Below are 23,185 nucleotides of genomic sequence, written 5' to 3'. Positions count from 1 at the left end.
GTCTAACAGCTAAACTAAAATTCAAGGAGGTTAAGACCATGAAAAAAGTAATTCAAACTATACAAAGCAATGTATCCCCTATGTCTGAAAAATTGCTTGCTTCCAGTAAAATGGAAACGGAAACACTTTTCAAGGAAATGGGAACCTCGTATCGCGGTCTCAATGAAGAAATGGTTAACACTCTACGAGATGAGTACGGTAGTAACGAAATATCCCATGATAAGCAAGAATCTGTGCTTAAAAGGATATTCGATGCTTTTATAAATCCTTTTACTGTTGTACTTTTTGTCCTTGCTGTCATATCTCTTTTTACTGATGTTGTATTGGCCGCACCAGAGGATCGTGACCCATCTTCTGTTATAATTATCTGCGTGATGGTAACAATTAGTGGCTTGTTGCGCTTTATACAAGAAACACGATCCAATAATGCCGCCGAAAAGCTGAATGCTATGGTGCATACAACCGTTGCAATTGAGCGTGACGGTGTTGGTAGAATGGAAATACCCCTAGAAGATATTGTACCGGGGGATATCGTTTATTTAGCTGCAGGAGATATGATTCCTGCTGACGTGCGCATACTACAAGCTAAAGACTTATTTATTAGTCAATCAGCTCTTACGGGCGAATCCGAGCCCATCGAAAAATACAGCAGCTTAGTTCATCAAACCCCAAAAGCATTGTCAAGTAATCCCCTGGAGCTTGAAAATCTTGCATTTATGGGCAGTAATGTTGTCAGTGGTTCTGCGGTCTGTGTTGTGATTGCTACAGGTGATAATACCATCTTTGGCTCCATCGCCAAATCAGTCACTGGAAAACGCGTGGAGACGAGCTTTGACAAGGGTGTAAACTCTGTAAGCTGGCTTTTAATTCGTTTCATGATGTTTATGGTTCCAATCGTGCTGTTCATTAATGGCTTTACAAAGGGTGATTGGCTCGAAGCTTTTCTCTTTGCCTTATCCGTAGCAGTAGGACTTACCCCTGAAATGCTGCCCATGATTGTGACAACGAATCTCGCTAAGGGTGCCGTTTCGATGTCCAAGAAAAAAACAATTGTTAAACATCTGCACTCTATGCAGAACTTTGGAGCGATGGATGTCTTATGTACTGATAAAACTGGTACTCTAACGCAAGACAAAGTTATCTTAGAACTTCATCTTGATATTCATGGCAACGAAGACGTAAGAGTTTTACGTCACGCCTTTTTGAATAGCTATTTCCAAACAGGGCTGAAAAATCTTATGGATATTGCTATTCTCACACATTCAAAAGAACAACCCTTTTACAATCTAGAAAGCAAATACGAAAAAGTTGATGAAATACCCTTTGACTTCACACGCCGCAGAATGAGCGTTGTTTTAAAAGATCGGGAAGGAAAAACACAACTTATTACAAAAGGTGCCGTAGAGGAAATGTTGTCCGTATCAAAATACGCCGAATATAATGGTCAGGTTGTGGCTCTAACTTCCGAAATCCAACAGGAAATCTTAGCAACCGTTGCTAAACTTAATGATGACGGCATGCGTGTGATTGCAGTAGCACAAAAAACAAATCCGTCCGTAGAAGGTGTATTCTCCGTTAAAGATGAAGCTGAGATGGTTTTAATGGGTTATCTTGCTTTCCTTGACCCACCCAAAGAAACAACGATGGCGGCTATCAAAGCACTTAACGAATACGGTGTAGCGGTTAAGATTTTGACAGGGGATAATGACGCTGTAACACGTTGTATTTGCAAACAAGTTGGATTATCGGTTGACAAGCTTTTACTTGGTTCGGATATTGAAGGAATGACTGATGAACTACTGAAATTAGAAGTAGAATCAACGAGTGTATTTGCCAAACTGTCTCCGCAGCAAAAAGCAAGAATTGTTACACTGCTCCGTGAGAACGGGCATACAGTAGGATTTCTCGGTGACGGTATTAATGATGCTTCTGCAATGCGTGCAGCTGATGTCGGCATTTCAGTTGATACCGCAGTTGATATCGCTAAGGAATCAGCGGATATTATTCTTCTGGAAAAAGACCTCATGGTACTTGAAGAAGGGGTTGTCGAAGGACGAAAGATCTTTGGAAATATCATTAAATATATTAAGATGACGGCAAGCTCCAATTTTGGCAACATGTTTTCGGTTTTGGTTGCGAGTGCGTTTTTGCCCTTTTTGCCGATGCTGCCGATACAAATTCTTGTCCTCAATCTAATCTATGACATTTCTTGCCTTTCAATCCCGTGGGATAATATGGATGCCGACTACCTGAAAATACCACGAAAATGGGATGCTTCCTCAATCAGTAAGTTTATGCTGTGGATTGGCCCCACAAGCTCAGTTTTTGATATAACAACGTATCTGCTTATGTTCTTTATTATTGGCCCCAGTATATTCGGCGGTGCTTATCACACCCTTACCCCTGAAGCTCAAACTGGATTTATGACGCTGTTTAACACTGGTTGGTTTGTGGAAAGCCTGTGGTCGCAGACACTTGTAATTCACATGATTCGTACGAAGAAGGTGCCTTTTATTCAAAGCCGTGCGTCTAAGCCCGTTTTGCTTCTAACCTCATTGGCTATTGCTGTAGGTACAATTATCCCGTTTACACCTATCGGAGGATATCTTAAAATGTCGCCGTTACCATTAATATATTTCCCGTGGCTTATCGCTACAATTGTTGCCTATATGGCCCTTGCCCAAACTATTAAAACCCTTTTTGTCAAGAAATACGGAGAGTTATTGTAAAGATACACTTAACAACCTTTACTAAAACCGCAAGGATGAGAAATACCTCCTGCGGTTTTTCTTTACCCATTTTTATATGGATCTTTAAAAGTCACTCCAACATTATTCACTAATGATAAATATACGTTAAGTTCCTAATATAGTTTTGGCAATAGAACTTTATACTTTTTTACTATAATATTCCTTATGAAGCTCAATTAATATGCTAAAATAAATAATGAAAGTACCGATACTGACTCTTTTAGGAACTTTGCTCTGGAGGCGATATCATGAAGAGGAATTGGGAATTGGATGAGCTAATAGAACATTTCACCTTCTTACCCCATGAATTACAACAGATAGGGAACAAGGCTGGTGAAACCAGGATAGGTTTTGCCGTACTGTTTAAGTTTTTCCAATACGAAGCCAGGTTTCCGACAAACAAATACGAAGTTCCTAAAGCGGTTATTAGTTATATAGCCAAACAAATTGATAGTTCACAAGAACTGTACGCAAAGTACGACTGGGCCGGACGATCCATTACATATCATCGAACACAAATACGGGAATTCTTTGGCTTCAGAGAAGACACTGTCCATGATGCTCATGAAATAACCGACTGGTTGTGCAAGAACGTCTTGTATCACGACCAGGAATTTGAACATATTAAGGAAATGGTGTATCGTCGGTTCCGAGAGCAGAAAATTGTTCCTCCTACCCCGGAACGTATTGATCGACTTATTAGGTCTGCTATCTCCACTTTTGAAGATCAATTCTTTAAAGCCACCTATGAAAAGATACCTAAAGCATCTTTGTCCAAATTAGATGTCCTGATAGATAGTATCTCATCCCTGGACGAGGAAAAAGACGAACCAACCGGTGAAAATGGCGATCAGCTTTCTTTTCATGAGTTAAGGTCAGATCCAGGCCGGCCAGGGCTAGAAAGTGTCTTTAAAGAAATTAACAAGCTTAAAACGATTCTGAATTTGGATCTTCCGGATGATCTTTACTGGGATGTTCCGTATAAAGTCTTGAAAAAATATAAGCAACGTGTGGCTACCGAGGATATCCGTGAACTGCGCCGGCATCCTGAGCCGATACGCTACACGCTGTTATCCGCTTTCTTTTACCTCCGTAGAATGGAAATCACCGATAATCTTATAGAACTGCTTATCCAGATCATTCACCGCATTGGAGTACGAGCTGAGCGCAGAGTAGAAAAGGAAATACTTAACGATCTGCGGCGGGTGAGCAACAAACAAGGCATCCTGTTCAACTTGGCGCAAACAGCTCTGGAATTCCCGAACGGGATAATTAAGGACGTTCTCTATCCGATAGTCAGCGAACAGACGTTAAAAGACCTGGTTAAAGAGTTTAAAAGTACGGGTCCAGCTTACCGGGAAAAAATTCATACTGTAATTCGCGCCTCTTATAGCAGCCACTATCGCCGGATGATTCCAGAAATCTTAAGCATCCTTCAATTCCAGTCTAACAACGAGGTTCACCGGCCTGTCATTAAAGCTCTTGAACTTATCAAAAAGTATGCTCAAACCGGATTGCATTATTTTCCTGCGTCAGAAGATATTCCGGTGGATGGGGTTATTCGTTCCGTAAACAAAGAAATTATTATTGAAAAAGATGATAATGGCCAGGAACGGATTAACCGTATCAATTATGAGATCAGCGCACTTCAAGCCTTAAGGGATCGCCTTCGTTGTAAAGAAGTTTGGGTAAAAGGTGCCGACCGGTATCGTAACCCTGATGAAGACCTACCTGCAGATTTCGAGATACGGAGAGAAGAAAACTACAAAGCTCTTAATCAACCCATGGATGCCGAATCCTTTATAAACGCATTAAAACAAGCAATGATTGAGGGTTTGGAACGTCTAGATGTTGGAATTCCCAAAAATCCTAAAGTCCGGATTATTGAGAAAGGAAACGGGTGGATAACCTTATCGCCTTTGGAACCGCAAGCAGAACCGGCTAACTTAAATCGTATTAAAGCCGAATTACTGCGTCGCTGGCCAATGACAAGCTTATTAGATGTTTTAAAGGAAACTGATTTGCGCGTATCGTTTACCGAAAAGTTCAAGACCGTGGCCAATCGGGAAATATTGGATCGAGAGACTTTGCAAAGAAGATTGATTTTGTCTCTATATGGATTAGATACTAATACAGGATTAAAACGAATTAGCTCCGGTGAACATGAAGAATCCTATAAAGATTTGCTTTACGTACGGCGTAAGTTTATACACCGGGATAACCTAAGGAATGCTATTGCTGAAGTTGTGAATGCAATCTTTAGAGTTAGAATGCAGGAAATATGGGGTGATGGTACCACTTCTTGTGCTTCTGATTCGAAGAAATTTGGCGCTTGGGACCAAAACCTCATGACTGAATGGCATATCCGGTACCGTGGCCGGGGCGTTATGATCTATTGGCACGTAGAAAAGAATTCAACCTGTATTTACTCGCAGCTAAAATCGTGTTCCTCATCCGAAGTTGCCGCCATGATCGAGGGCTTGCTAAGGCATTGTACTGAAATGGAAGTCGAGAAGAATTACGTTGACTCCCATGGACAAAGCGAAGTAGCCTTTGCTTTCTGTCATTTGCTTGGGTATCAGTTAATGCCGCGCCTAAAGGCCATTCACTCTCAAAAGCTATACCGACCGGAATCCGGAATGGCTGAATCCTACCCCAATCTTCAACCGGTACTTACACGCCCAATCAACTGGGATTTAATCCGCCAGCAGTATGACCAAATGGTGAAGTATGCTACTGCCTTGCGTCTTGGGACTGCTGAAACAGAAGCTATCTTAAAGCGATTTACCCGCAATAACCTTAAACATCCGACCTATCAGGCTTTAGGAGAGCTTGGGAAGGCCGTAAAAACCATTTTCCTCTGTGACTATCTGCATTCCGAAGAACTGCGCCAGGAGATTCATAAAGGATTAAACGTCGTGGAGAATTGGAATAGCGCAAACAGCTTTATCTTTTACGGTAAGGGTGGGGAAATATCGACAAACCGACTAGATGATCAGGAGATCGCTGTCCTTTCATTACACCTATTACAGAATTGTTTGGTGTATATCAACACGATTATGCTTCAAAACATCTTATCAAATCAAAAATGGTTTAACCTAATGACTTCGGAAGACTTTCGTGCTCTCACACCTCTCGTATACACCCATATTAACCCTTATGGAACGTTCAAATTGAACATGAGAGAACGCCTTCCTTTGGAAGAAGGTGTGATTGCATGACAGAGAAAAGAACTTCGGCTAAAAAGAAAGCTAAGGAGCTGGCCAAGTATCTCCGGGGAGAACGGCCTGACTATGCTTATCTAAAAAGCTTATTTCAACACTTGAGGGCTGAGTTAGAAATAGAAATACCTAAAACGTCCAAGAAGTTACCTTATGTTCCTACGGAAGAAGAAATAAAGCGATACTATGATGTGGTCTGGAAGACTAAGAACTTTCAAGACATGATGATAGTTAAAACGCTACTCTATACCGGCGCAAGAGTAAGTGAGTTAATAAACATCAAGCTAACAGATGTTGATTTTCATTACTGCCAAATAAGGATAAATAAAGGCAAGGGGAACAAAGATCGCATTGTCCCGTTCCCCCAAACATTTAAGGAATTGCTGGCCATGCATGCTGATTCAATGTCCAATAAACAAGCCGTTTATCTATTTGAATCTTCATGGAAAAAGAAATATACGGATCGAGGTATTCGAAAAATCTTAGCTAAGTACTCAGAAGAAGCCGGCCTAGTACAGAATTTATCTCCACATAAATTACGGCACTTTTTGTTAACCTGGCTGAAAAAGCAAGGCATAGATGATGCGCTTATTCAACCATATTCCGGTCATGAAAGCCGAAAATCTCTTGAGGTATATTCGAAATTAGCTATCACCGATGCCCAACAAGAATATAACGATGTTATAAATAAGTTTCCCATATAGTTCCATCTACTTTGCGGGTGGTGGCAGCTACGCTGGTATTACCCCAGATAGTATATTCGAAGTCAGAGGGGAAGCTATGCAAAATAATATTTGGGTCCTATAATAGATATTATGTAAAGTAGCGCGTAATTTATTACGGGGGTAGACTAAAACAGCCTGAAAATCATGGTACATAATAAAACTCACTTACTTATCCGTATCTGCTATTTTTTAGGCTATCGGTGTTTAATCAACTTTCGGTATTTACATGTCGTATGATAAAATTCATTTGATAGCGGCTACTATAATTAATTAATAATTTGATATTCCTGGGTTAATTATCGAGTTTGCACATTTCCAAGCAATTAAACTATTTTCAAAGGTTTATTATAATAGTCACAGAAAAAACTAGCCTCTAGGAAGCTCTTTAAGCCTTTAAAAACTGGTACGCAGTAGATTAGCCTAATCTAGTAAACTATACCCACAGAAGCTAAATATAAAGCTTGGTTTGTATCGATAATACGAGACAGTTTTCAGCACTAAATTTAGATTCATTAAGATTCGATTGATGATCCAGTTGCATTATGAATAGTTATTATTATTGCAATGAATTAACTCATAATAAATATTGACCACAAGGCTCTATCAACTATGCGTTAAATTCCTATTTAGTGAAGAGTAATTATAGGACTGTTCTTTCTAACTTTCTTTCGTTATCAATATCGAATTATTTCTGTCGTGTTAAATTTTCCATAATTACTCCTTCTCAATTTTTATTAACGAAATGATACTATACTCTTTTATTCAGTGCTCAGTTTATGTCTATCCCTTTCCCCCATTTTTACATTAGATTTTCAAAAACAATTTGTTCACTCCATTATCACTATAAAATTAATAATACTAATCATGTAGTGACATCCCCTCTTCACTACAGAAAACCAAATGTATAAGTAATACATTAACTTAACAGCGCCAACATTATAGTACTACCCTACTCAACAAAACTTTAAAACCTTGGTGTACTAGAACTGTCGGCTAAGTCAGAGGGATTGCGCCCTTTTTCTCGCCTAAGAACTGTACGTGTCCCTTTCAAGACATACAGCTCAAGCTCTCAGTTATCCGTCTGTCTTTATGATATCTCCGCCAATCTCAGTTGTCTTATGGTTTTGTATTTGCTCTGTCCCGTTATATCCGGCTTGTAGTATCTATCTATTATCCAAGTTTTGCTTTTACCTGGATGTAGATAGCATCAGTAGTTACTGTCACTTCGTTAGAATTCCCTACATTGGCTCCTCCGGTCACTACCAGCCGGAACTTATAACTCGTTGCCGGGCTGAGGCCTGTAACTGTAGCTGTTGTGTCACTTTCTGCTATAACTGAAGTTGTTGTTGCTGTTGTCCAAGTGGTTCCCCCATCCAGAGACTGCTGGATGATAATCCCCGTCGCTCCGCTTGCTGCCGTCCAACTGAAAGTCGCAGTGCTGGAGGTCTTCGCTGTATTGGCAAAGTCTGTAATAGGTAATACGTTCACGATGATGCCGGTGATACCAGGCGTTCCCGTGTCAGTAGCCGTCACCGTCTGCACTCCCCCAGTGTTAAGCGTTACCCCTCCATCGAAGGTGTGTGTGCCGTTATCCCCGGGCACGAAAGGGTAATCTGTCGGTAATACTGCGCCATGATCTGTGCTGCTGAAGTGTATGGTTCCTGTATAACCACTCACTGTGTTTCCATAGGCATCTTTTGCCGTCACCATCACATCGAAAGGTGTCTCTGCTGTTAGATTGGTACTGCTGGTGCTAACCGATAGGCTGCTTGCTGAGTCCGAAGAGGCTGTGAAATTGTTGGTAGTAGTTGTGACTGCGGCAGATGCCAGATATTGAGTGCCCGTGGATGTATAAGTTATTTGAATACCATCCGTCGCAAAGTCCGCCGTAGCGGGCAGCCACAGATAAAGTTATCCGTTTGTATCTGTTGAGCATGAAACAGAACTTCCGGCGTTAACCGTATATGATACGCCAACAGTACATGGTAGACCAGATATTGTAACAAGATATTCTTGATTTGGGGGATTGCTTTTGTCATAAACGTTTGGCTGAATGGAGCTTGCATTTACCGACCCACCGGTAATGGTCGTTGTGCCGCTGCTGCCGCTGCTGCAATTTATGTCGCCGCCGCCAATGCCTGCAGCCATGTCACCTGCTGCAGTGACCGTTCCTCCGCTAATCTTTACTGTGCCGCCACTTCCTCCTTGCCATTGTTGCCGCTGCAATTGCCACCACCGATGCCTGCACCTCCATTCTTGCCTGAGGCCTTGACTATCCCGCCACTGATCTTCACTATTCCACCGTTGCCACCGGTACGGTAGTCCCCGGTGCCTTGACCACCACCAATGCCAGCGGCATGGTAACCTGCCTGAGCGATGACTGTACCCCCACTAATATTCACTGTTCCGCAGCTAACGCCAGTTGAGCCAGGGCCACCGCCGATACCAGCACCGCCTCCATTTCCACCACTACCCCCATTAGCTGTAAGAGAATCAGAAATGTTGTAAGCACAAATATTGAGAGCAGCCCCCTCCGGTACGCCTAGTCCGGGATTTGAACCACCGGAGGCATCTAAGCTATTCGTACCACTGAGGGTCAAGTTCACCGTCGAACCGGACCCTATAGAAAACGGACATGTACTGCCGGTACTGATGTTGACATTGTCCAGGGTGATATTTAAAGTTAAAAAAAGCAAGACCAAAAGGCACCAAAATAAAAACCCACGAAATTGGGTTTGCTCAGTTTAATGTCCGACCGATTCCGAGAGCTTTGGGAACAAAAATATTGGAATACTCTTTGTTATAGTAAATGGCACGCAAGTGGGCATTTCAACAGTCCTTATTGGATTTCCATGGGGAACAGTATAGCCAAATCTGCCGAGTTTTCTTTGGCCGTAATTTCTTGCGGCGTTAGCCTATAAACCGCAACCGCATTCCCATCCATGGAAGAGCGATACTTTTCTATCAAAGTACTGCTTAATGATTGGCTGTAATAGTTGGGCATAAATTTATCCAGCACTTTCTGGAGAGCTGCGGCGGCCTCATCAGGATCAGTCACCTTTACCGCCCTTCCGAACATCATCACGCTCATATAGGCCGTATCAGCATGGCAAGGCACCGGGTCAGTCACGGTACCCAGTTCTTTATAGACCGTGAAAGAAACGAAAGGATTTTGAGAAAGGATCTTTTCTTTTTTACCGGAGCCCATGCCGTGAAAGTAGATAGAACCGTTGCGCCAAACATAGTTCAGCGGAACGGTATACGGGAGACTATCACTTACCAGACCAAGCACACCTGTTCTTTCTCTCCCGAGGAAAGTTTCAATTTTCTCCTGATCCGTACAGTTTCTCATCGTATAACTTACCTGGTTCATCGCAAATCACCCTGCCTATCCATTTTTTCTAGTTGCGTTAGAAACATCGCCATCCACTGATTATTTAAAACGATATGTTCAGAATGAGCAAGTAGTTCTTCCGGTATCTGAACATAAGTCCTGGGAACCATTTCCCCCGCGCAGTTTTCCACTAGGCTCTTGATGATTGATGAAGTATTTTCCATGTGAAACTGAAACTCAAAAAACCTTTTTTCTTAGCCCAGCCAAGAATGCTTCCAGGGTTTTCAAAGGGAACATGCTGCAAATAGTGAAACCTCATCTCCTTATTCATCCTTTCCTCCTTAATTTTTGATTCTTCGATACTCACTGCCCACAATCAATACAGGTTTTACTAACCCAGTTGGATCTTGAATTTTGCAAAAGAGGCACAGCATAGGAAGCAGGCCTTGTTTCCCTATTTTGCAAAAGAGTCAGATACTCTATAGGCAAACCCTGTTCCCGGCCACTTTGCACAATAAAATTCAGATATTCAGTACTGGGAAGTGTTGCCTCGTTTAAGATATTCTTTTTGTAAATTATAGCATTAATCCTCTCTTGCTTCAGATTGACCACTTGCACAGGGTAATGAAAATACGCGCCTGTCCCATTGAGACGGGCATCCTCATACACATCCAGTGACTCCCAATCAAAAACCTGCAATTGGTAGAGCACTCCCCAAACCTCTGATTGGAGCTCAGGAACTACCGTCTCCTGTGCCCCATCCCATGCAGCCGAATATCCGTAAAATTCAACTTTGTAACCTTGCAGACAAGCAACTCCAAGCTTTTGGGGACTCGAACACCTTTGCATCATTTGCGCCCAGTTCAGATTTGAACCATAAGCGAAATAATAGTAAGTTACTGTCTTCATTATTTTTCTCCTTCTTACACAATTTCCAAAATCAGCCACCATTCCTGATGTCCGGGCAGCGCCAAAGAAATTCCTGAGACCGATCTTTGCCAAGCAAACCGATAGCATCCGCAGGACATTGCTTGCAGTGACGCATCTGTCTGAAGCCGGAATTAGCGGCATAATATTCGCAATATAAACTCCGAGTTCCTTCATCTTTTTATTGCGTCCGGAATATGTTGGTCAATGTGGTGCAACAGACAAATGCATTTGCGCAAATAATTTTCTATATTCCTTTGATTAATTTCGCATAGAACAGAATACCATGGTTTACTCTTTATTTTGCTGGGCTTTCACCAGACTTGTCAGAGACTAATGATCATTAGACTCTAAGTAGTCCGATGAAAGCCATTTGAGTTTTATCAGCATTACTTACTCAGAACCCTAATCATTAATTTTCCTACCATACATTCAGTATCCATTCTTTATTCTTTTTGTGTTCCATATCACTGAAGAGAGTATTTGCCATCTCTTCGGCCAGCCATATCGCTCCCGCATAACCGACAACCGGATGGCGGTACAGTCCCGCTCGATCATAAGTGGGGAACCCTACGCGGACCATAGGAATATCATTATTAATCGATATGAAGCGCCCTTTGGAATGGCCCAATATAAGATCAAGCTCCAGTCCCTGGTTTTTAATCCGATCTTCCAGTTCCCACAGATCTGAATTACAGATGACCTGCATTTCGAAATCAACGTTTTCCTGAAACGCTTTAAGACGAGGATCGTCCTGATAGGTCACGTTGTCATCGCCGAGCAGAAGCAGCACAGGCTTCATCTCCAAATCAAGACAGAATTCCGCCAGACCTATGACCAAGTCAGGATGTCCGTAAATGGCGACTCGCTTATCGGCAAAAAACATGTGCACTAGATCGGTCAGCGCATCAATGGCAATCCCTCGTTCGCGAACGAGTGACTCAGGAATCGGTTTTCCGGTTATTTTTTTCAGATTCTGCAAAAAGGTATCCGTATTGCGGATGCCGATAGGAGTCGGTCCTATGACGGCTGGAACGTCAAATTCCTTTTCAAGATAGTGAGCGGCTTTTCCGCCTTCGTATTTGTTTAGCGCAATTGTTCCCAAGGCATTCGCTGTGTCGGTCAGATCCTCAACCGTAGTGCTGCCATGGGAAACCGCGCTATGATCCGGATCCGGCATCAGAGGAGAATCGAAACTTTCAATTTCGAAAAGAACGGTTGCCTCCACCTGCATTTCCGACAGAAGATGTTTAAGGGCTGTTACATCTCCCGGATTGACCCAGCCGGTTATTAGGTTGAGCTTTCCGTTGGGTTTGTCCTTTTGAGCCAGCGTCTGGACAAAAGCCTCCAGAGCAACATCGTAGCCCGTCACTTGGCTTCCTTTAAAACTGGGAGTATGAACCGGAATGAGGTGGACCTCCCGCTCAGCATACTTTTCTTTTAAAAGCCCTTGGTTAAGTTTGCGAATCACACCATCGATATCATCACCGATAACCTCCGTCGAGCAAGTTGTGATAATGGGTATGACTTTCACATGGGGATAGCGCATGAGAACAACATCAACCGCTTCCTCGACGCGATGAACGGCACCAAACACTGCACCATCCTCATGCACTGAAGATGACGCAATATCAAAATTATCCTTGAAATGCTGGGCAAACAATAAGCGGACGAACATGACACAACCCTGTCCTCCATGAACTATCGCCAGACAATCCTTGATTCCTATGCTGGCATATTGTGCTCCCGCAGGCTGACAGGTAAATATTGGGTTGATAATGCCGGCACGTTCTTTATCTTTGATCTCACAAGACATAGCATGACTCCCTTTCCTTTTGAATATATACGCCCACCGTGACGGCACAGCTCCTGACCTTAATATTTAGGGTCAGTAAGCTCTTCATTAAGTGACCCAGTAATCGTCAAGAAATTGATGCGCTCTTTAAGCCCCTGCATGAGTGATTTAATATCTCGTTTGTCCATCGAAGCTAACCACGGGTACGCAGCTTTAAAATCCTCAACCAAGATTACAGCATCTACCCAATAGCATTTGTCTGCCGGGGTTTCAAGCGTGACAGGCTCCCCGCACAATAATTGCTGAGTTTTACTGAGAATCCCCTCGTTTTGTCTCTCCCGGTCCCAAGCGCGGGAGTGAAACTGCCAAAGGCACCACTTCATAATATAATCCACCAATTGCTCAACCTTGTCACTTAGAGTATCTTCCATAATTTCCGCCATAACTGTCATGCCCCCTTACACAGCGCTGGAAAGCGGTCCTGGTGATCGCGGATAAGTCTTACCGCGTAATTTTGTAACACAGTCATAATCACCTGTATATGGCCTTTCTTCACTTGAAGCTGCCTCATCCTGATTGATATTCACATCAGAAATCATCTGTCGCGTCAGAAATCCTACATCAGTAGGTATCTCATCCTTACTGATGTCCAGACCGGAAAGCTGATGAATCGGCGAATAGAGTGCGTTATAGATGTCCCGGGCAAATCTGACCCAGCCCTCAAACCCTTTATAAGGACCGTTGTGATAGGCATGAGCATTAAGATATTGAACCCGCAGCTTTTTGGCAACCTCACCAGGGCGAACACCCGTGAAAATGATATCAGGCTTCAACGTCTTCATGGCTTCGATTCCCTCCAGCTCATTAGGGTCGTCAATGGCCAGTGCACCTTCTTGACAGCGGGCAATCCCCTTTTCCATATCCCCCTGATGGCCAAACTTCGTATACACCGAGACAACCTCAACTCCCATCTCCTCATGGATTACATTCGCCCAGTGCCAGAGTTTGGAACCGCCAGGCCAGAGACAGACTTTTTTCCCGCGCAGGCGTTTGGCGTACCAGTCGAATTCCGGTTTCCAGCGGGCAATCTCCTCGTCAATAACGGCCTGAGCTTCCTTCTCCAACCCAAAAAACATTGCAACCTTCATCAAAGACTGGGCCAGTGGTTTAAAGCCAAAACCTTCGATATCGAGACGCGGAATCCCGTATCTTACTCTAAGCTCATTGCAGATGTATTCAGAGGAACGCGCACATTCCAAAACATTGAGGTGGCCCCGGTGCATCCCTCTGAGTGAGTCATAGGAACCATTGCCGGTAAAGCAGGAAAGCACTTGGATGCCCATTCTCTTAAAATAGTCCACCATAACTTCTGTATCTCCCTGAATGTTATAGTCGCCGACATAATTGATGACGTATTTACTGGTAATTTCCGGTTCAAAGGTTCCCACTTTCTGATCAAGCCAGGCAAGATTGATTTTGTGATGTCCTCCCGACTGGCTCGGCCCTGCAAATCCCGGTGAATTACAGACAAAGATATCCACATCGGGCATTTCCTCCATAACTTCCTGAGCAATGGCACCTATGTCATCCCCGATCAGGGCTGTAGCACAGGTTTGGTAGATGCTCATTCGTTTGATGTTGGGAAAAGCCTGGAAGGCCTCAATAATGTTCTGCTTAAGAATTTTTTCAGCTCCGAAAATGATGTGTTTTTCCTTGACATCTGTGGCAAAGGTATATTTGAGCTGAAAGTTGTCATTGTCACTGATATAGCGTTTCGTTTGCCAAGTATCGTAGGTGCATCCGATCGGTCCATGACTCATATGAATAACATCCTTCATTGGAGCTCCGATGACATGCTTGGCCCCGCAATAAGCACATCCACGCTCGGAAATCGTACCCGGAATGGTGTTGAGATAACCAAGAGGCAGACATGACGTCAAATCTTCACCAGGCCCTTTGACAACGGCGTGCTTTTCTCTTTCCGGGATACACTCGCTGCATTTAAATTTGTGATAGGGCATAATTTCTTCCTCCTTTATTTAATCCAGAGATAGCTTCCCTGTTGCTTTAGATCGCTGAATCTCCGGACTCCCTTGTTCTAACTCGGACCGCATCAAGCGCCGGCAGCACAAAGATTTTGCCGTCACCCACTTTGTACTCTGTCTTATTGGCCTTAATAATCGCTGAAACAATCTTGGGTACAGCTTCGTCATGGGCCAGAATATTAAACATCCTGCGCGGAAATAAACGGGTGCCATCTAAAAATTCGGTGATCATCTTATCTGTAGTCTGATCATCTTTCTGAGCCAGAGCTAACAAAGTTTTTCTCCGTTCAGCAATGATGGATTTGTCTTCTACCAGTTTGCCGCGCCCCATAACCTTAGTGGCTGTAAAACCGGCAGCTCCAGCTTCAATGAGAGCCTTTTTCGTTGCGCTGACCTTATTCATTCGTACAACAGCTAAAATCTCTTTCATTACGCCACTCCTTTACAGCTCTGCAACGCCGCTTGAGACGGTATATACTTCATCAATAGGACTGACAATTATTTTCCCATCTCCGAAAGCTCCACTTTCACTGGTTTTGGCATGCTGGAGAATGACCTCCAGCACATTCTCTTTGTCTCCATCATTAACAGCTAACATGATCAGGCTTTTAGGAATTTCATCATAAAGAACATCTCCCAAAGTAATACCCTTTTGTTTCCCGCGGCCTACTACATCAATAACAGTGGCGGCATGAAACCCTGCTTGGGAAAGTTCATTGAGCACCACTTCCTTTTTATCCGGCCTAACAATCGCTTTAATCATGATCATAAAGGCGCCCCCCTTCTTTCTGTCTTTGAACCAGCATTTAATCCACTAAACCGTATTTGACAACCATAGCTTCTAATTCATCCATGGTTAGAGGTTTCGGAATGACGAAATTCTCATTTTCAATGATCTTACGTGCCAGCTCTCCATATTCATGGGCTTGATTTTCATTGGCGTCGAATTCAACGACGGTTTGTTTGTTGAATTCAGCCTTTTGAACGACATTATCGCGCGGTACAAAATGGATCAAATGCGTGCCGATGGCGGCTGTGAACTCTTCCAGAAATTCTCTTTCCTTATCAACTTTACGGCTATTGCAAATAACCCCGCCAAGACGGACACCGCTTTGCCTGGCATATTTAAGCAGTCCTTTGCAAATATTATTGGCTGCATAAACGGCCATCATCTCTCCCGAAGCCACGATATAAACTTCCTGGGCCTTTCCTTCACGGATCGGCATAGCAAATCCGCCGCAGACAACATCACCAAGGACATCAAAGAATACAAAGTCTAAATCCGAGGTGTAAGCCCCATTCTTTTCCATAAGATCAATAGCTGTGATGACTCCCCGGCCTGCACATCCTACACCCGGTTCCGGACCACCCGACTCTACACAGCGAATCCCCCCGAACCCTGTCTTTACTACTCTCTCAATGGTAACTTTCGATTCCCCTTCATCACGAAGTATATCCATCAAGGTTTTCTGATTCATTCCGCCAAGGATAAGGCGGGTAGAATCTGCCTTTGGATCACATCCATGGATGAAGACCTTTTGGTCGTAAAAATGAACCATAGCGGCAGCTGTATTTTGCTGAGTTGTCGATTTGCCAATTCCGCCTTTACCATAAATAGCGATTTTTCTTGTCATTTAAAAAACTCCTCTCTAATTACCATCCATTTAGACTCTGAAAAAAAACAAAGTGAGCCCCTAATTCTGTCTATTAAAGGCCCACTAAAACACTTTTCCACTCCAAATCATCGTCTGATTTTCTGCCGAATTATGAAATTGTACTAATTCTTCTGAGCTTAGCAATAAAACTCATATCACTTGATCACTCTACCACTCTTGATCACATTACCAATTTAGTCACTTTGTCACTCCGCCACTTTGGTAACTTGGTTCCTTTGGTCACTTTACCACTTGCTTACTTCAATTACTTGACACTACTACCCAACTAAAGACCAATCTCCTATTTTCCAGGCCTCCCTTCGTTACTTACAAATTCCTGATTAATTTACTGCTTGCCAACTCATTTACCTCAATTGCTACCACCGAAACTTCCTCTTATCATCGCACTCTCCCATTATTAGGCACCATCGCATCACCTCCTTTAAAACTTAGAAAAAAACAAAGTGAGCCCTTAATTCCCATCTAAATTAAAGGCCCACTAAAACACTTTTCCACTTCAAATCATCATCTGATTTGCTGCCCATTATGAAATTGTTTATAAGGTTAGTTTATTGAACGTTCTCTTGTCACTTTTCCACTCTTTCACTACTTTCACTCTAACTAGAGATGCATAACCCCCAACCCCACCCGAGCGTGTTCCAATAGCGGATGAAGAGAAGAACGACCATAAATTGCTACAGCAAGCCATTCAACATTTGTTGTTAATCCAATTTTCAGAGCCATATCAGCGTTGCTGTTAGTATGAGTAAAAACGCTGTTGCTGGCTTCCAAAGTCGCATGAATAAGCGCGTGAATCTTTCGGGCTTCTTCTGGAATGATACCTATATTTAATGCTGTTGAAATAACCGAATTTGTCAGTTTTCCTGTATGTTGAAGATTGGCAACCTTTCCCCCAAGTTCAGTCACACCGCAACGTATGTCAAACACTTCACTGAAAGATACCTTGAGTTTTTCTTCTTCTTCTCTTGTTTGAGTCAGAGCCAGCAGTAACGCTGCTTTTTCTACGGAAGGCTTTCTTTCTTGATCTACAGTCAGCTGCAAGCTTAGCCCTCCTTTTTACTCAACCTATTTTCCAGAGTGTATTGTTTTGTCAATTGATTTTTCCGTTTTGCAACTTATAACTATTGATTTATTTCCATTTGGTGTTATTTTGTATCATTATACACATAGCATTTGGTTCGTGTCAATACTTATATAAACTTAATACATAATCCTTCGCTTTGCTCAATGCAAACATCACTAGTCATAGGTTTTCTTTTTGGTTTTCAAAGTATTAACATGTGATATAATTGTAAATATATTGCTGATGAAAGGTTCGTTGTAACACTATGGTTGAAAACAAGGCCTTAACACCGCAAGAAGTTGCTGACGTATTGAAAATTTCCAAAAGTACCGTTTATGATTTAATCAAACGCAGAGAATTAAATGCTTACAGAGCAGGGAAAAAATTGCGTGTTGATTTAGAAGATGTTGAAAACTATAAAAACAAAAGTAAAGACTCCAAACCTATCAGCACATTTTCTCCAGATCCAAACAGCTATGTTCCCTCACTCACTTATGAAAAAATACCGCATAGAAACAGATCTTTTGTGATTTCTGGTCAGGACCTTATTTTAGATGTTTTATGCCGTTACTTAGATTGCCATCCCAAGGGAATTCGTGCCCTGCGCTCCTATGAAGGAAGTTATAACGGCATATACGCACTTTATCAAGGAGAGGTTCAAGTGGCAACCGCGCATATGTGGGATGGCAAAACGGGAGAATACAATGTGCCATACATTGAAAGAATGCTGCCGGGAACTCCCTGTCTTATTATCCGCCTTGCCAGCCGTATGCAGGGTTTTTATATAGCGAAAGGAAATCCGAAAAACATTAGAGATTGGAACGATTTATGCCGTTCAGATATTGCAATTATCAACCGTGAAAAAGGCAGTGGTACAAGAATATTACTCGATGAACACTTGCGCAAAATGGGCATTTCAGGTCGTTCTATCAATGGCTATATGAGAGAATTTCATTCTCATCTCGCCATTGCCAGTACTGTTGCTCGTGGCGATGCGGATCTTGGTATTGGCAATGAAAAAGCCAGTTTACAAGTACAGGAAATTGACTTCATACCTCTCCAAAAAGAGCACTATGATATGGTCCTGAAAAAAGAAGATCTTAACAATCCTGCCTTTGACGCGATTTTTGAAATAATCCAATCCGACGAGTTTAAAGCTGAATTGCAAGGATTAGGCGGCTATGACCTCACTGAACTAGGAAAAGTCATTGCTGAGACTTAGACCAGGGAGAAAACCGGGCCGCATAAAGCAAAAAACTTATCCCACTGTGTATCTCATACATCTCCATGAAGTTCCTAGAAAAGCATCCACCGCACTCCCCCTATAGCCTCCGCTACGCCCCACTCAATTGTAAGACAAATGCAAATTACCAGGAAAGACAAAAGTTTGCTTGATACCTTTCTCCTTTTCTACTCTAGGTTTTCCATAATATTCCTCCAATCATAAGGGTACACCTCTTTTAACGTATGAAAAAGACGCCGTAAGTTATCATAGCTGTCACGGCGCCTTTGCTTATATTGCTACGATAATTTTGAATTTCCCGTTTGTTAATTAAATCCTTCTCGCCCCTCAACTCGGCCAACTAAGCTTCACAAAGGGCCTTCCTTTCTAGAATGGTACTCAATTACAGGCTAGCCTTTTATGTGAGGTGTCTATTTCTTCTTGAGCCTAGCGAGGCACAAATGACGGGTAATATGGCTAAAATTTGCAATATCGATCTTCAATTCCAATCTAGCAAGGCCAAAATATTTGTCAGTCTCGCAGATGCCTTTGTGGCAAGAGTATTGGCAAATCAGTTTCCTCTAGGATCTGTGCTCTCATTTCTCATCATTGGGCAAATTCTTGACTTACGGAATGTCATGCTGTTTAAGAAAAATTTCAGCCTGTCGCTATTTTTCTTCATAGCTGTTCTTTCCATAATTCTAACGTTTTTATGGGGACTAGGAGCTGATGTTGGGATGAGGCTCCATAGTCTTTAATTCATGATGACCCGGGATCAGGATACATACAAGGGGGCTTATTCGTGAAATTTCCAAAAAATGATATCTTGATTAAAGGTATGATTCAAATAGGCTACACCCTTTGGATCGGGTACCTCTTGCAATCAGGGAAAATTGAATTGTATCTTAGTCCAAGTTTAGTCTAGCTTTCTGAATTTTCTGAACTTATTTTAATCCTCTTGACGATTTCAATGCTCATATCTTCGACCCATGAAACAAAGCACCAATCCTGTAGCTGTGGTCGTCATCATTGTCATTTTGATCATCAACATTCTCATTCAAAACTTAGCGTGATAACCACGATGATTTTCTGCCTTCCCATCTTTCTTGGATTTACAGTCAAGCCTCAGGTTCTTGATTTCTTAACACTGGCTAATAGTATTAATACTGCTGGATCACTTCCCAACTTCCATCAAACAACCTCTTGACCGACAGCAATTTAGCTTCTGTATGAATTCCATGCGATTGCTATTGAAGAATTATCTCAGCCTGTATTATATAAACATTATTTACTAAATTTAACTGTAAAGAGATACAATTCCCTTTGCCCCAATATCTTCCTTCTTAATTTAATGTTATATCTCTATGAGCTGCAAAAAACCAGTTCATCTTTAAACTTCATTAGATATAGCCCTTTTAATAAAAGTCTCGCCATTTCCCTTTGGGTTTTAATGTGCTTTTTCAGTCGTCTAATCAAAAATGATGCCAGTAATATCAATGTATAGACAGTAATAGAGGCTAAAGTGCTGCGGAGTTAATGCACTGAATTAAAATCCATAATCTTTGCTAATTCCATTAAATGCTTTGAGACTGAAACAATTTCATCAGTTGAAGCCGCCATCTCTTCAGTTGCTGCAGCTTGATTATCGGAAGATAGGTTTGTAATTTTGATTTTCTCACTAATGAAATCAATTGCACTTTTTATATCTAAAAGAGATTTAGCTACCTTTTCTGCCGATTCCTTACTTAAGCTTGAAAGATTGCCCATTTCTTTAGCTACAACACTGAATCCTCTTCCTGCATCTCCAGCTCTTGCCGCTTCTATAGAAGCATTTAAAGCAAGGAGGTTGGAATTTTTTGAGATGCTTTTTATATTCTCAATGATATGGTCAATCCCCTTAAGATTTTCTTCTGTTTGCGAGCAAAACTCGTCAATTTCCTTGATAAAAGTAGATACCTGCTGTGAACTCGAAGCAATTTCCTCCAAACCAGCATTTAGTTGCTCCATTGAAGAGAAGAGTGTAGTGGCACTCTTTTCAATTTCAGCCTCTTTTTCGATGCTTTGGACTACATTTATTAAAGCACAGACCTCTCCATTTTCATCTAAGACGGGAGTCATAAGTCCTTTGCTTGGAACTCCAAAGACATATGCTGCTATTGTCGTCAATATTTGTTTTTTGTTTTGGATTACATAATCATGAACTTTTGCCTTTTTAATCGGGTCTCCGACGTTTAAATCTCTATGAAGCTTCCCGGGAGCGTAAGCTTTGACTGTCATTTCTTTAGCATCAATTACAACTATGTTGATATCCTCCTGCATAATTTCATTCAAGGCCGGTAAAATTTCAAGAAACTGTTTAAAGTATTTATTTTCCAATGATTCTTTACCCCTCTCAATATTCTGTGCAAGATTCGTCTTGTGATAGAAATATCCTTTTAGGAATATATTACTTAAGCAATTCTATTTGAGTTTTTTATGGAAATAAGCTCGCATTAGGTATTTTCATTCTTCCTTGTAAATTAAGTAGCTTCACGAATATTATAAATACTAGTTTATTATCAATCAAAAAGGGACCACTCGATAATTAGTGGCCTTTTTTTAAATATTTGATCATTTTTTATTCGGCTATATTCTTCTTTCCCAATCCTTAAAGTATTTTAACAAGATTGAGTGTAATGGGATTATTTGATCCAAAGTTTCTATTTTTTATAATTGAGTTTTCAAGTTTTCTTTATCTAACGAATAATCTAATTGCTTGATCTTTTGTCCCTTTTCCATTACCACAACCGATGGTACCGTTTGAATTCCAAACTTTTTAGCTAGATTTTTTTTAGTAGCCATATCGACTTTTACAACCGTGTAGCTTTGAGGAAGCTCTAGGTTTACTTCTTCTAATAAGGAGCTAAATTCTATGCTCTCTTTATTTAGGGCATTGAAGAATATGAGTAAGACCTTTTTCTTACTTTGCAGGACATTGTTATTAAATGCACTCAGCTCTTCAATATACCTCTCAGCAGCTACCGCAGCTGTTGCTCCATCTCCAGCGGCTGAAACCACTTGTCTTAAATATTTGATACGGTTATCTCCGACGGCATAAACCCCCTCGAGGTTTGTTTCCATCAGTTCGTTAACTTGAATATAGCCTCTTTCGTTCATTTCAATACCGCTTTCCTTAAGAAAAAGGGTCGAGGGAACCATCCCTACAAAAAAGAATACCCCCTGACAAGCAAGTTCGGTTAAAACACCGGTTTTTAAGTTCTTAATCTTCACACCTTTAACATTGTCAGTACCTAAGACTTCCTCCAGCGTCGAGTTCCAGATAAATTCCATTTTTTTATTCAGAAAGGCCCTTTCAGCACTGAGTTTATTGCAATCGAGAACTCCTTCGTCATGAAGCACAATCACTGTGACTTTTCGAGCGAATTTAGTAATATACATGCCTTCTTCAATAGCCTGATCTCCGCTGCCAACAACCACAACGTCTTCACCTTCGAAAAACTCCGCATCACAAGTGGCACAGTAAGCAACCCCACTGCCTTGGAGTCGTTTTTCACCAGGGATATTCAAAAGCCTCGGTTCACTGCCGCAGGCAATAATCACCGCTTTAGCAGAATAGACCTTTCCTTTTTTCGTAACAATTTCTTTATCTTCCTGAGAAAAATCCGTTCTTATAACTTCATCACGAGAAAATTCCGCACCAAAGGTTTCCGCGTGCTTTTTGAAATCCTTCATAAGATCTTCCCCGCTGATTTGCCCATATCCGGGATAATTGACAATTTCACGTGTGGTATTTACCAAACCGCCAATAGTTCCTTTGTTGATGACCAAGGTTTTTAGCTTTGCTCTTCCCCCATAGATCGACGAAGTCAGTCCTGCCGGGCCACCACCCACAATGATTAAATCATAGGTATTTGTTATATCTCCCATTCTCCTAAATTACTTCCTTTCTTTACATCTACTAATGTTTACAACTCAAGGACATCCGCAATTTTATTCTCGATTTTTTCTTCGTCAACGGCTCCTGCTAGTTTTCCTTGATATTCACCTTCATTAAAGAAAAGGATTTGAGGAACACCTTTAAGCGAAAAACTTTGAAATAACGCCTTGTCATCCTCGACGTCAACATAATAGAAACCAAGCTTGCCATCATATTTAGGCTGCAGATCTTCTAAAACGGGAACAACTTCTTGACAGACATGACAGGTTTTTCTGGAGAAGATTACTAAGCAAGGTTCTCCGTCACTATAAATAATCTTTTCGAACTGGTCGATATTTAACTTTTCCAGCGACATATTCTTCACTCCCTATATAAATTTGATTTTTCTTGGTTTTCCTCTTGTTTTCATAGAATTGCTAATTCACCAAAAGAACTTATCAAGGATAGAACTTGCATTGAATGCTTAATTCAGAGAAATTGAGTATGGCAA

Annotated in this window: 22 protein-coding genes; 6 read left to right on the top strand and 16 right to left on the bottom strand. The window is 41.7% G+C overall.

The features are described from left to right. The first annotated feature begins 38 nt into the window (after positions 1–38). The 3 genes from mgtA to B5Y67_RS04815 all read left to right on the top strand — a co-directional run bounded on the left by mgtA (position 39) and on the right by B5Y67_RS04815 (position 6,675). Positions 39–2,729 carry a magnesium-translocating P-type ATPase gene (gene mgtA, locus B5Y67_RS04825; protein ID WP_088225403.1) on the top strand — a complete coding sequence of 897 codons (2,691 nt, stop codon included), beginning with the start codon at positions 39–41 and terminating at the stop codon, positions 2,727–2,729. 269 nt (positions 2,730–2,998) lie between these two features. Then, on the top strand, positions 2,999–5,971 hold the full coding sequence (locus tag B5Y67_RS04820; RefSeq protein WP_088225402.1) for a Tn3 family transposase: 2,973 nt from the start codon (positions 2,999–3,001) through the stop codon (positions 5,969–5,971). Next, on the top strand, positions 5,968–6,675 hold the full coding sequence (locus B5Y67_RS04815) for a tyrosine-type recombinase/integrase (RefSeq protein ID WP_088225401.1): 708 nt from the start codon (positions 5,968–5,970) through the stop codon (positions 6,673–6,675). Before B5Y67_RS04820 ends, B5Y67_RS04815 begins: the two co-directional genes overlap by 4 nt. Positions 6,676–7,866: 1,191 nt before the next feature. Here the strand turns inward: B5Y67_RS04815 and B5Y67_RS04810 are convergent. From B5Y67_RS04810 to B5Y67_RS04750, 13 genes are all read right to left on the bottom strand, one after another. Beyond that, on the bottom strand, positions 7,867–8,406 hold the full coding sequence (locus B5Y67_RS04810) for a fibronectin type III domain-containing protein (RefSeq protein WP_242975871.1): 540 nt from the start codon (positions 8,404–8,406) through the stop codon (positions 7,867–7,869). 201 nt (positions 8,407–8,607) lie between these two features. Next, entirely contained in the window at positions 8,608–8,922 is a 315-nt protein-coding gene (locus B5Y67_RS04805) for a hypothetical protein (RefSeq protein ID WP_140419051.1), read from the bottom strand. After that, positions 8,880–9,302, bottom strand: coding sequence for a hypothetical protein (locus B5Y67_RS04800; RefSeq protein ID WP_140419050.1), 423 nt, complete (start codon positions 9,300–9,302; stop codon positions 8,880–8,882). Before B5Y67_RS04800 ends, B5Y67_RS04805 begins: the two co-directional genes overlap by 43 nt. A 233-nt stretch (positions 9,303–9,535) precedes the next feature. Then, positions 9,536–10,048 (bottom strand): pyridoxamine 5'-phosphate oxidase family protein, encoded by a 513-nt coding sequence (locus B5Y67_RS04795; RefSeq protein ID WP_242975862.1) that lies wholly within the window; start codon positions 10,046–10,048, stop codon positions 9,536–9,538. A gap of 172 nt (positions 10,049–10,220) precedes the next feature. After that, entirely contained in the window at positions 10,221–10,361 is a 141-nt protein-coding gene (locus tag B5Y67_RS25185) for a hypothetical protein (RefSeq protein ID WP_170932590.1), read from the bottom strand. A gap of 32 nt (positions 10,362–10,393) precedes the next feature. Next, complete coding sequence (locus B5Y67_RS04790) at positions 10,394–11,134, bottom strand: gamma-glutamylcyclotransferase family protein (protein ID WP_242975860.1); 741 nt, start codon at positions 11,132–11,134, stop codon at positions 10,394–10,396. A gap of 244 nt (positions 11,135–11,378) precedes the next feature. Beyond that, a complete protein-coding gene (anfK, locus tag B5Y67_RS04780; protein WP_088225395.1) occupies positions 11,379–12,773 on the bottom strand; it encodes a Fe-only nitrogenase subunit beta in 1,395 nt (464 codons plus the stop codon). A 59-nt stretch (positions 12,774–12,832) separates the two neighbouring features. Then, positions 12,833–13,183 (bottom strand): Fe-only nitrogenase subunit delta, encoded by a 351-nt coding sequence (gene anfG / locus B5Y67_RS04775; RefSeq protein WP_088225507.1) that lies wholly within the window; start codon positions 13,181–13,183, stop codon positions 12,833–12,835. A 27-nt stretch (positions 13,184–13,210) separates the two neighbouring features. Next, positions 13,211–14,773, bottom strand: a complete 1,563-nt coding sequence (gene anfD, locus B5Y67_RS04770; RefSeq protein WP_088225394.1) for a nitrogenase iron-iron protein, alpha chain — start codon at positions 14,771–14,773, stop codon at positions 13,211–13,213. Positions 14,774–14,819: 46 nt separating this feature from the next. Beyond that, positions 14,820–15,227: a P-II family nitrogen regulator gene (locus tag B5Y67_RS04765; protein WP_088225393.1), complete on the bottom strand. Its 408-nt coding sequence runs from the start codon at positions 15,225–15,227 to the stop codon at positions 14,820–14,822. 12 nt (positions 15,228–15,239) lie between these two features. Continuing rightward, a complete protein-coding gene (locus B5Y67_RS04760; protein ID WP_088225392.1) occupies positions 15,240–15,566 on the bottom strand; it encodes a P-II family nitrogen regulator in 327 nt (108 codons plus the stop codon). 37 nt (positions 15,567–15,603) lie between these two features. Continuing rightward, on the bottom strand, positions 15,604–16,431 hold the full coding sequence (gene nifH / locus B5Y67_RS04755; RefSeq protein WP_088225391.1) for a nitrogenase iron protein: 828 nt from the start codon (positions 16,429–16,431) through the stop codon (positions 15,604–15,606). Between the two features lie 642 nt (positions 16,432–17,073). Further along, complete coding sequence (locus tag B5Y67_RS04750; protein ID WP_088225390.1) at positions 17,074–17,514, bottom strand: HutP family protein; 441 nt, start codon at positions 17,512–17,514, stop codon at positions 17,074–17,076. A gap of 287 nt (positions 17,515–17,801) precedes the next feature. On the opposite strand from B5Y67_RS04750, the gene B5Y67_RS04745 reads away from it, so the two are divergent. The 3 genes from B5Y67_RS04745 (at position 17,802) to B5Y67_RS26145 (ending at position 19,683) form a co-directional block, all read left to right on the top strand. Continuing rightward, positions 17,802–18,758, top strand: coding sequence for a helix-turn-helix transcriptional regulator (locus tag B5Y67_RS04745; RefSeq protein WP_088225389.1), 957 nt, complete (start codon positions 17,802–17,804; stop codon positions 18,756–18,758). A 461-nt stretch (positions 18,759–19,219) separates the two neighbouring features. After that, the gene (locus B5Y67_RS24870; protein WP_242975859.1) at positions 19,220–19,516 is read left to right on the top strand and encodes a permease; all 297 of its coding nucleotides are present in this window, start codon (positions 19,220–19,222) and stop codon (positions 19,514–19,516) included. 44 nt (positions 19,517–19,560) lie between these two features. Beyond that, entirely contained in the window at positions 19,561–19,683 is a 123-nt protein-coding gene (locus B5Y67_RS26145) for a hypothetical protein (RefSeq protein ID WP_282432755.1), read from the top strand. A 608-nt stretch (positions 19,684–20,291) separates the two neighbouring features. Here B5Y67_RS26145 and B5Y67_RS04735 read toward each other — a convergent pair. The 3 genes from B5Y67_RS04735 to B5Y67_RS04725 form a co-directional block, all read right to left on the bottom strand. After that, positions 20,292–21,134, bottom strand: a complete 843-nt coding sequence (locus B5Y67_RS04735) for a methyl-accepting chemotaxis protein (RefSeq protein WP_088225388.1) — start codon at positions 21,132–21,134, stop codon at positions 20,292–20,294. Positions 21,135–21,464: 330 nt separating this feature from the next. After that, on the bottom strand, positions 21,465–22,685 hold the full coding sequence (locus tag B5Y67_RS04730; protein ID WP_088225387.1) for an FAD-dependent oxidoreductase: 1,221 nt from the start codon (positions 22,683–22,685) through the stop codon (positions 21,465–21,467). A 38-nt stretch (positions 22,686–22,723) separates the two neighbouring features. Then, the gene (locus B5Y67_RS04725) at positions 22,724–23,050 is read right to left on the bottom strand and encodes a thioredoxin family protein (RefSeq protein WP_088225386.1); all 327 of its coding nucleotides are present in this window, start codon (positions 23,048–23,050) and stop codon (positions 22,724–22,726) included. Between the last annotated feature and the right edge of the window lie 135 nt (positions 23,051–23,185).

It is taken from the genome of Desulfosporosinus sp. FKB (assembly GCF_002196705.1).
Taxonomy (GTDB): domain Bacteria; phylum Bacillota; class Desulfitobacteriia; order Desulfitobacteriales; family Desulfitobacteriaceae; genus Desulfosporosinus.
Note: the sequence above shows the minus strand (reverse complement) of the source record. Positions and strands in the feature narration are given on the sequence as shown.

Coding starts and splice junctions, on each gene's coding strand:
- mgtA (WP_088225403.1), top strand. CDS start 39: ATGAAAAAAGTAATTCAAACTATACAAAGCAATGTATCCCCTATGTCT.
- B5Y67_RS04730 (WP_088225387.1), bottom strand. CDS start 22,685: ATGGGAGATATAACAAATACCTATGATTTAATCATTGTGGGTGGTGGC.
- B5Y67_RS04790 (WP_242975860.1), bottom strand. CDS start 11,134: ATGAAGGAACTCGGAGTTTATATTGCGAATATTATGCCGCTAATTCCG.
- B5Y67_RS04815 (WP_088225401.1), top strand. CDS start 5,968: ATGACAGAGAAAAGAACTTCGGCTAAAAAGAAAGCTAAGGAGCTGGCC.
- B5Y67_RS25185 (WP_170932590.1), bottom strand. CDS start 10,361: ATGAATAAGGAGATGAGGTTTCACTATTTGCAGCATGTTCCCTTTGAA.
- anfG (WP_088225507.1), bottom strand. CDS start 13,183: ATGGAAGATACTCTAAGTGACAAGGTTGAGCAATTGGTGGATTATATT.
- anfD (WP_088225394.1), bottom strand. CDS start 14,773: ATGCCCTATCACAAATTTAAATGCAGCGAGTGTATCCCGGAAAGAGAA.
- B5Y67_RS04765 (WP_088225393.1), bottom strand. CDS start 15,227: ATGAAAGAGATTTTAGCTGTTGTACGAATGAATAAGGTCAGCGCAACG.
- anfK (WP_088225395.1), bottom strand. CDS start 12,773: ATGTCTTGTGAGATCAAAGATAAAGAACGTGCCGGCATTATCAACCCA.
- B5Y67_RS04745 (WP_088225389.1), top strand. CDS start 17,802: ATGGTTGAAAACAAGGCCTTAACACCGCAAGAAGTTGCTGACGTATTG.
- B5Y67_RS04760 (WP_088225392.1), bottom strand. CDS start 15,566: ATGATCATGATTAAAGCGATTGTTAGGCCGGATAAAAAGGAAGTGGTG.
- nifH (WP_088225391.1), bottom strand. CDS start 16,431: ATGACAAGAAAAATCGCTATTTATGGTAAAGGCGGAATTGGCAAATCG.
- B5Y67_RS24870 (WP_242975859.1), top strand. CDS start 19,220: ATGACGGGTAATATGGCTAAAATTTGCAATATCGATCTTCAATTCCAA.
- B5Y67_RS04795 (WP_242975862.1), bottom strand. CDS start 10,048: ATGAGAAACTGTACGGATCAGGAGAAAATTGAAACTTTCCTCGGGAGA.
- B5Y67_RS04820 (WP_088225402.1), top strand. CDS start 2,999: ATGAAGAGGAATTGGGAATTGGATGAGCTAATAGAACATTTCACCTTC.
- B5Y67_RS04810 (WP_242975871.1), bottom strand. CDS start 8,406: ATGGTGACGGCAAAAGATGCCTATGGAAACACAGTGAGTGGTTATACA.
- B5Y67_RS04725 (WP_088225386.1), bottom strand. CDS start 23,050: ATGTCGCTGGAAAAGTTAAATATCGACCAGTTCGAAAAGATTATTTAT.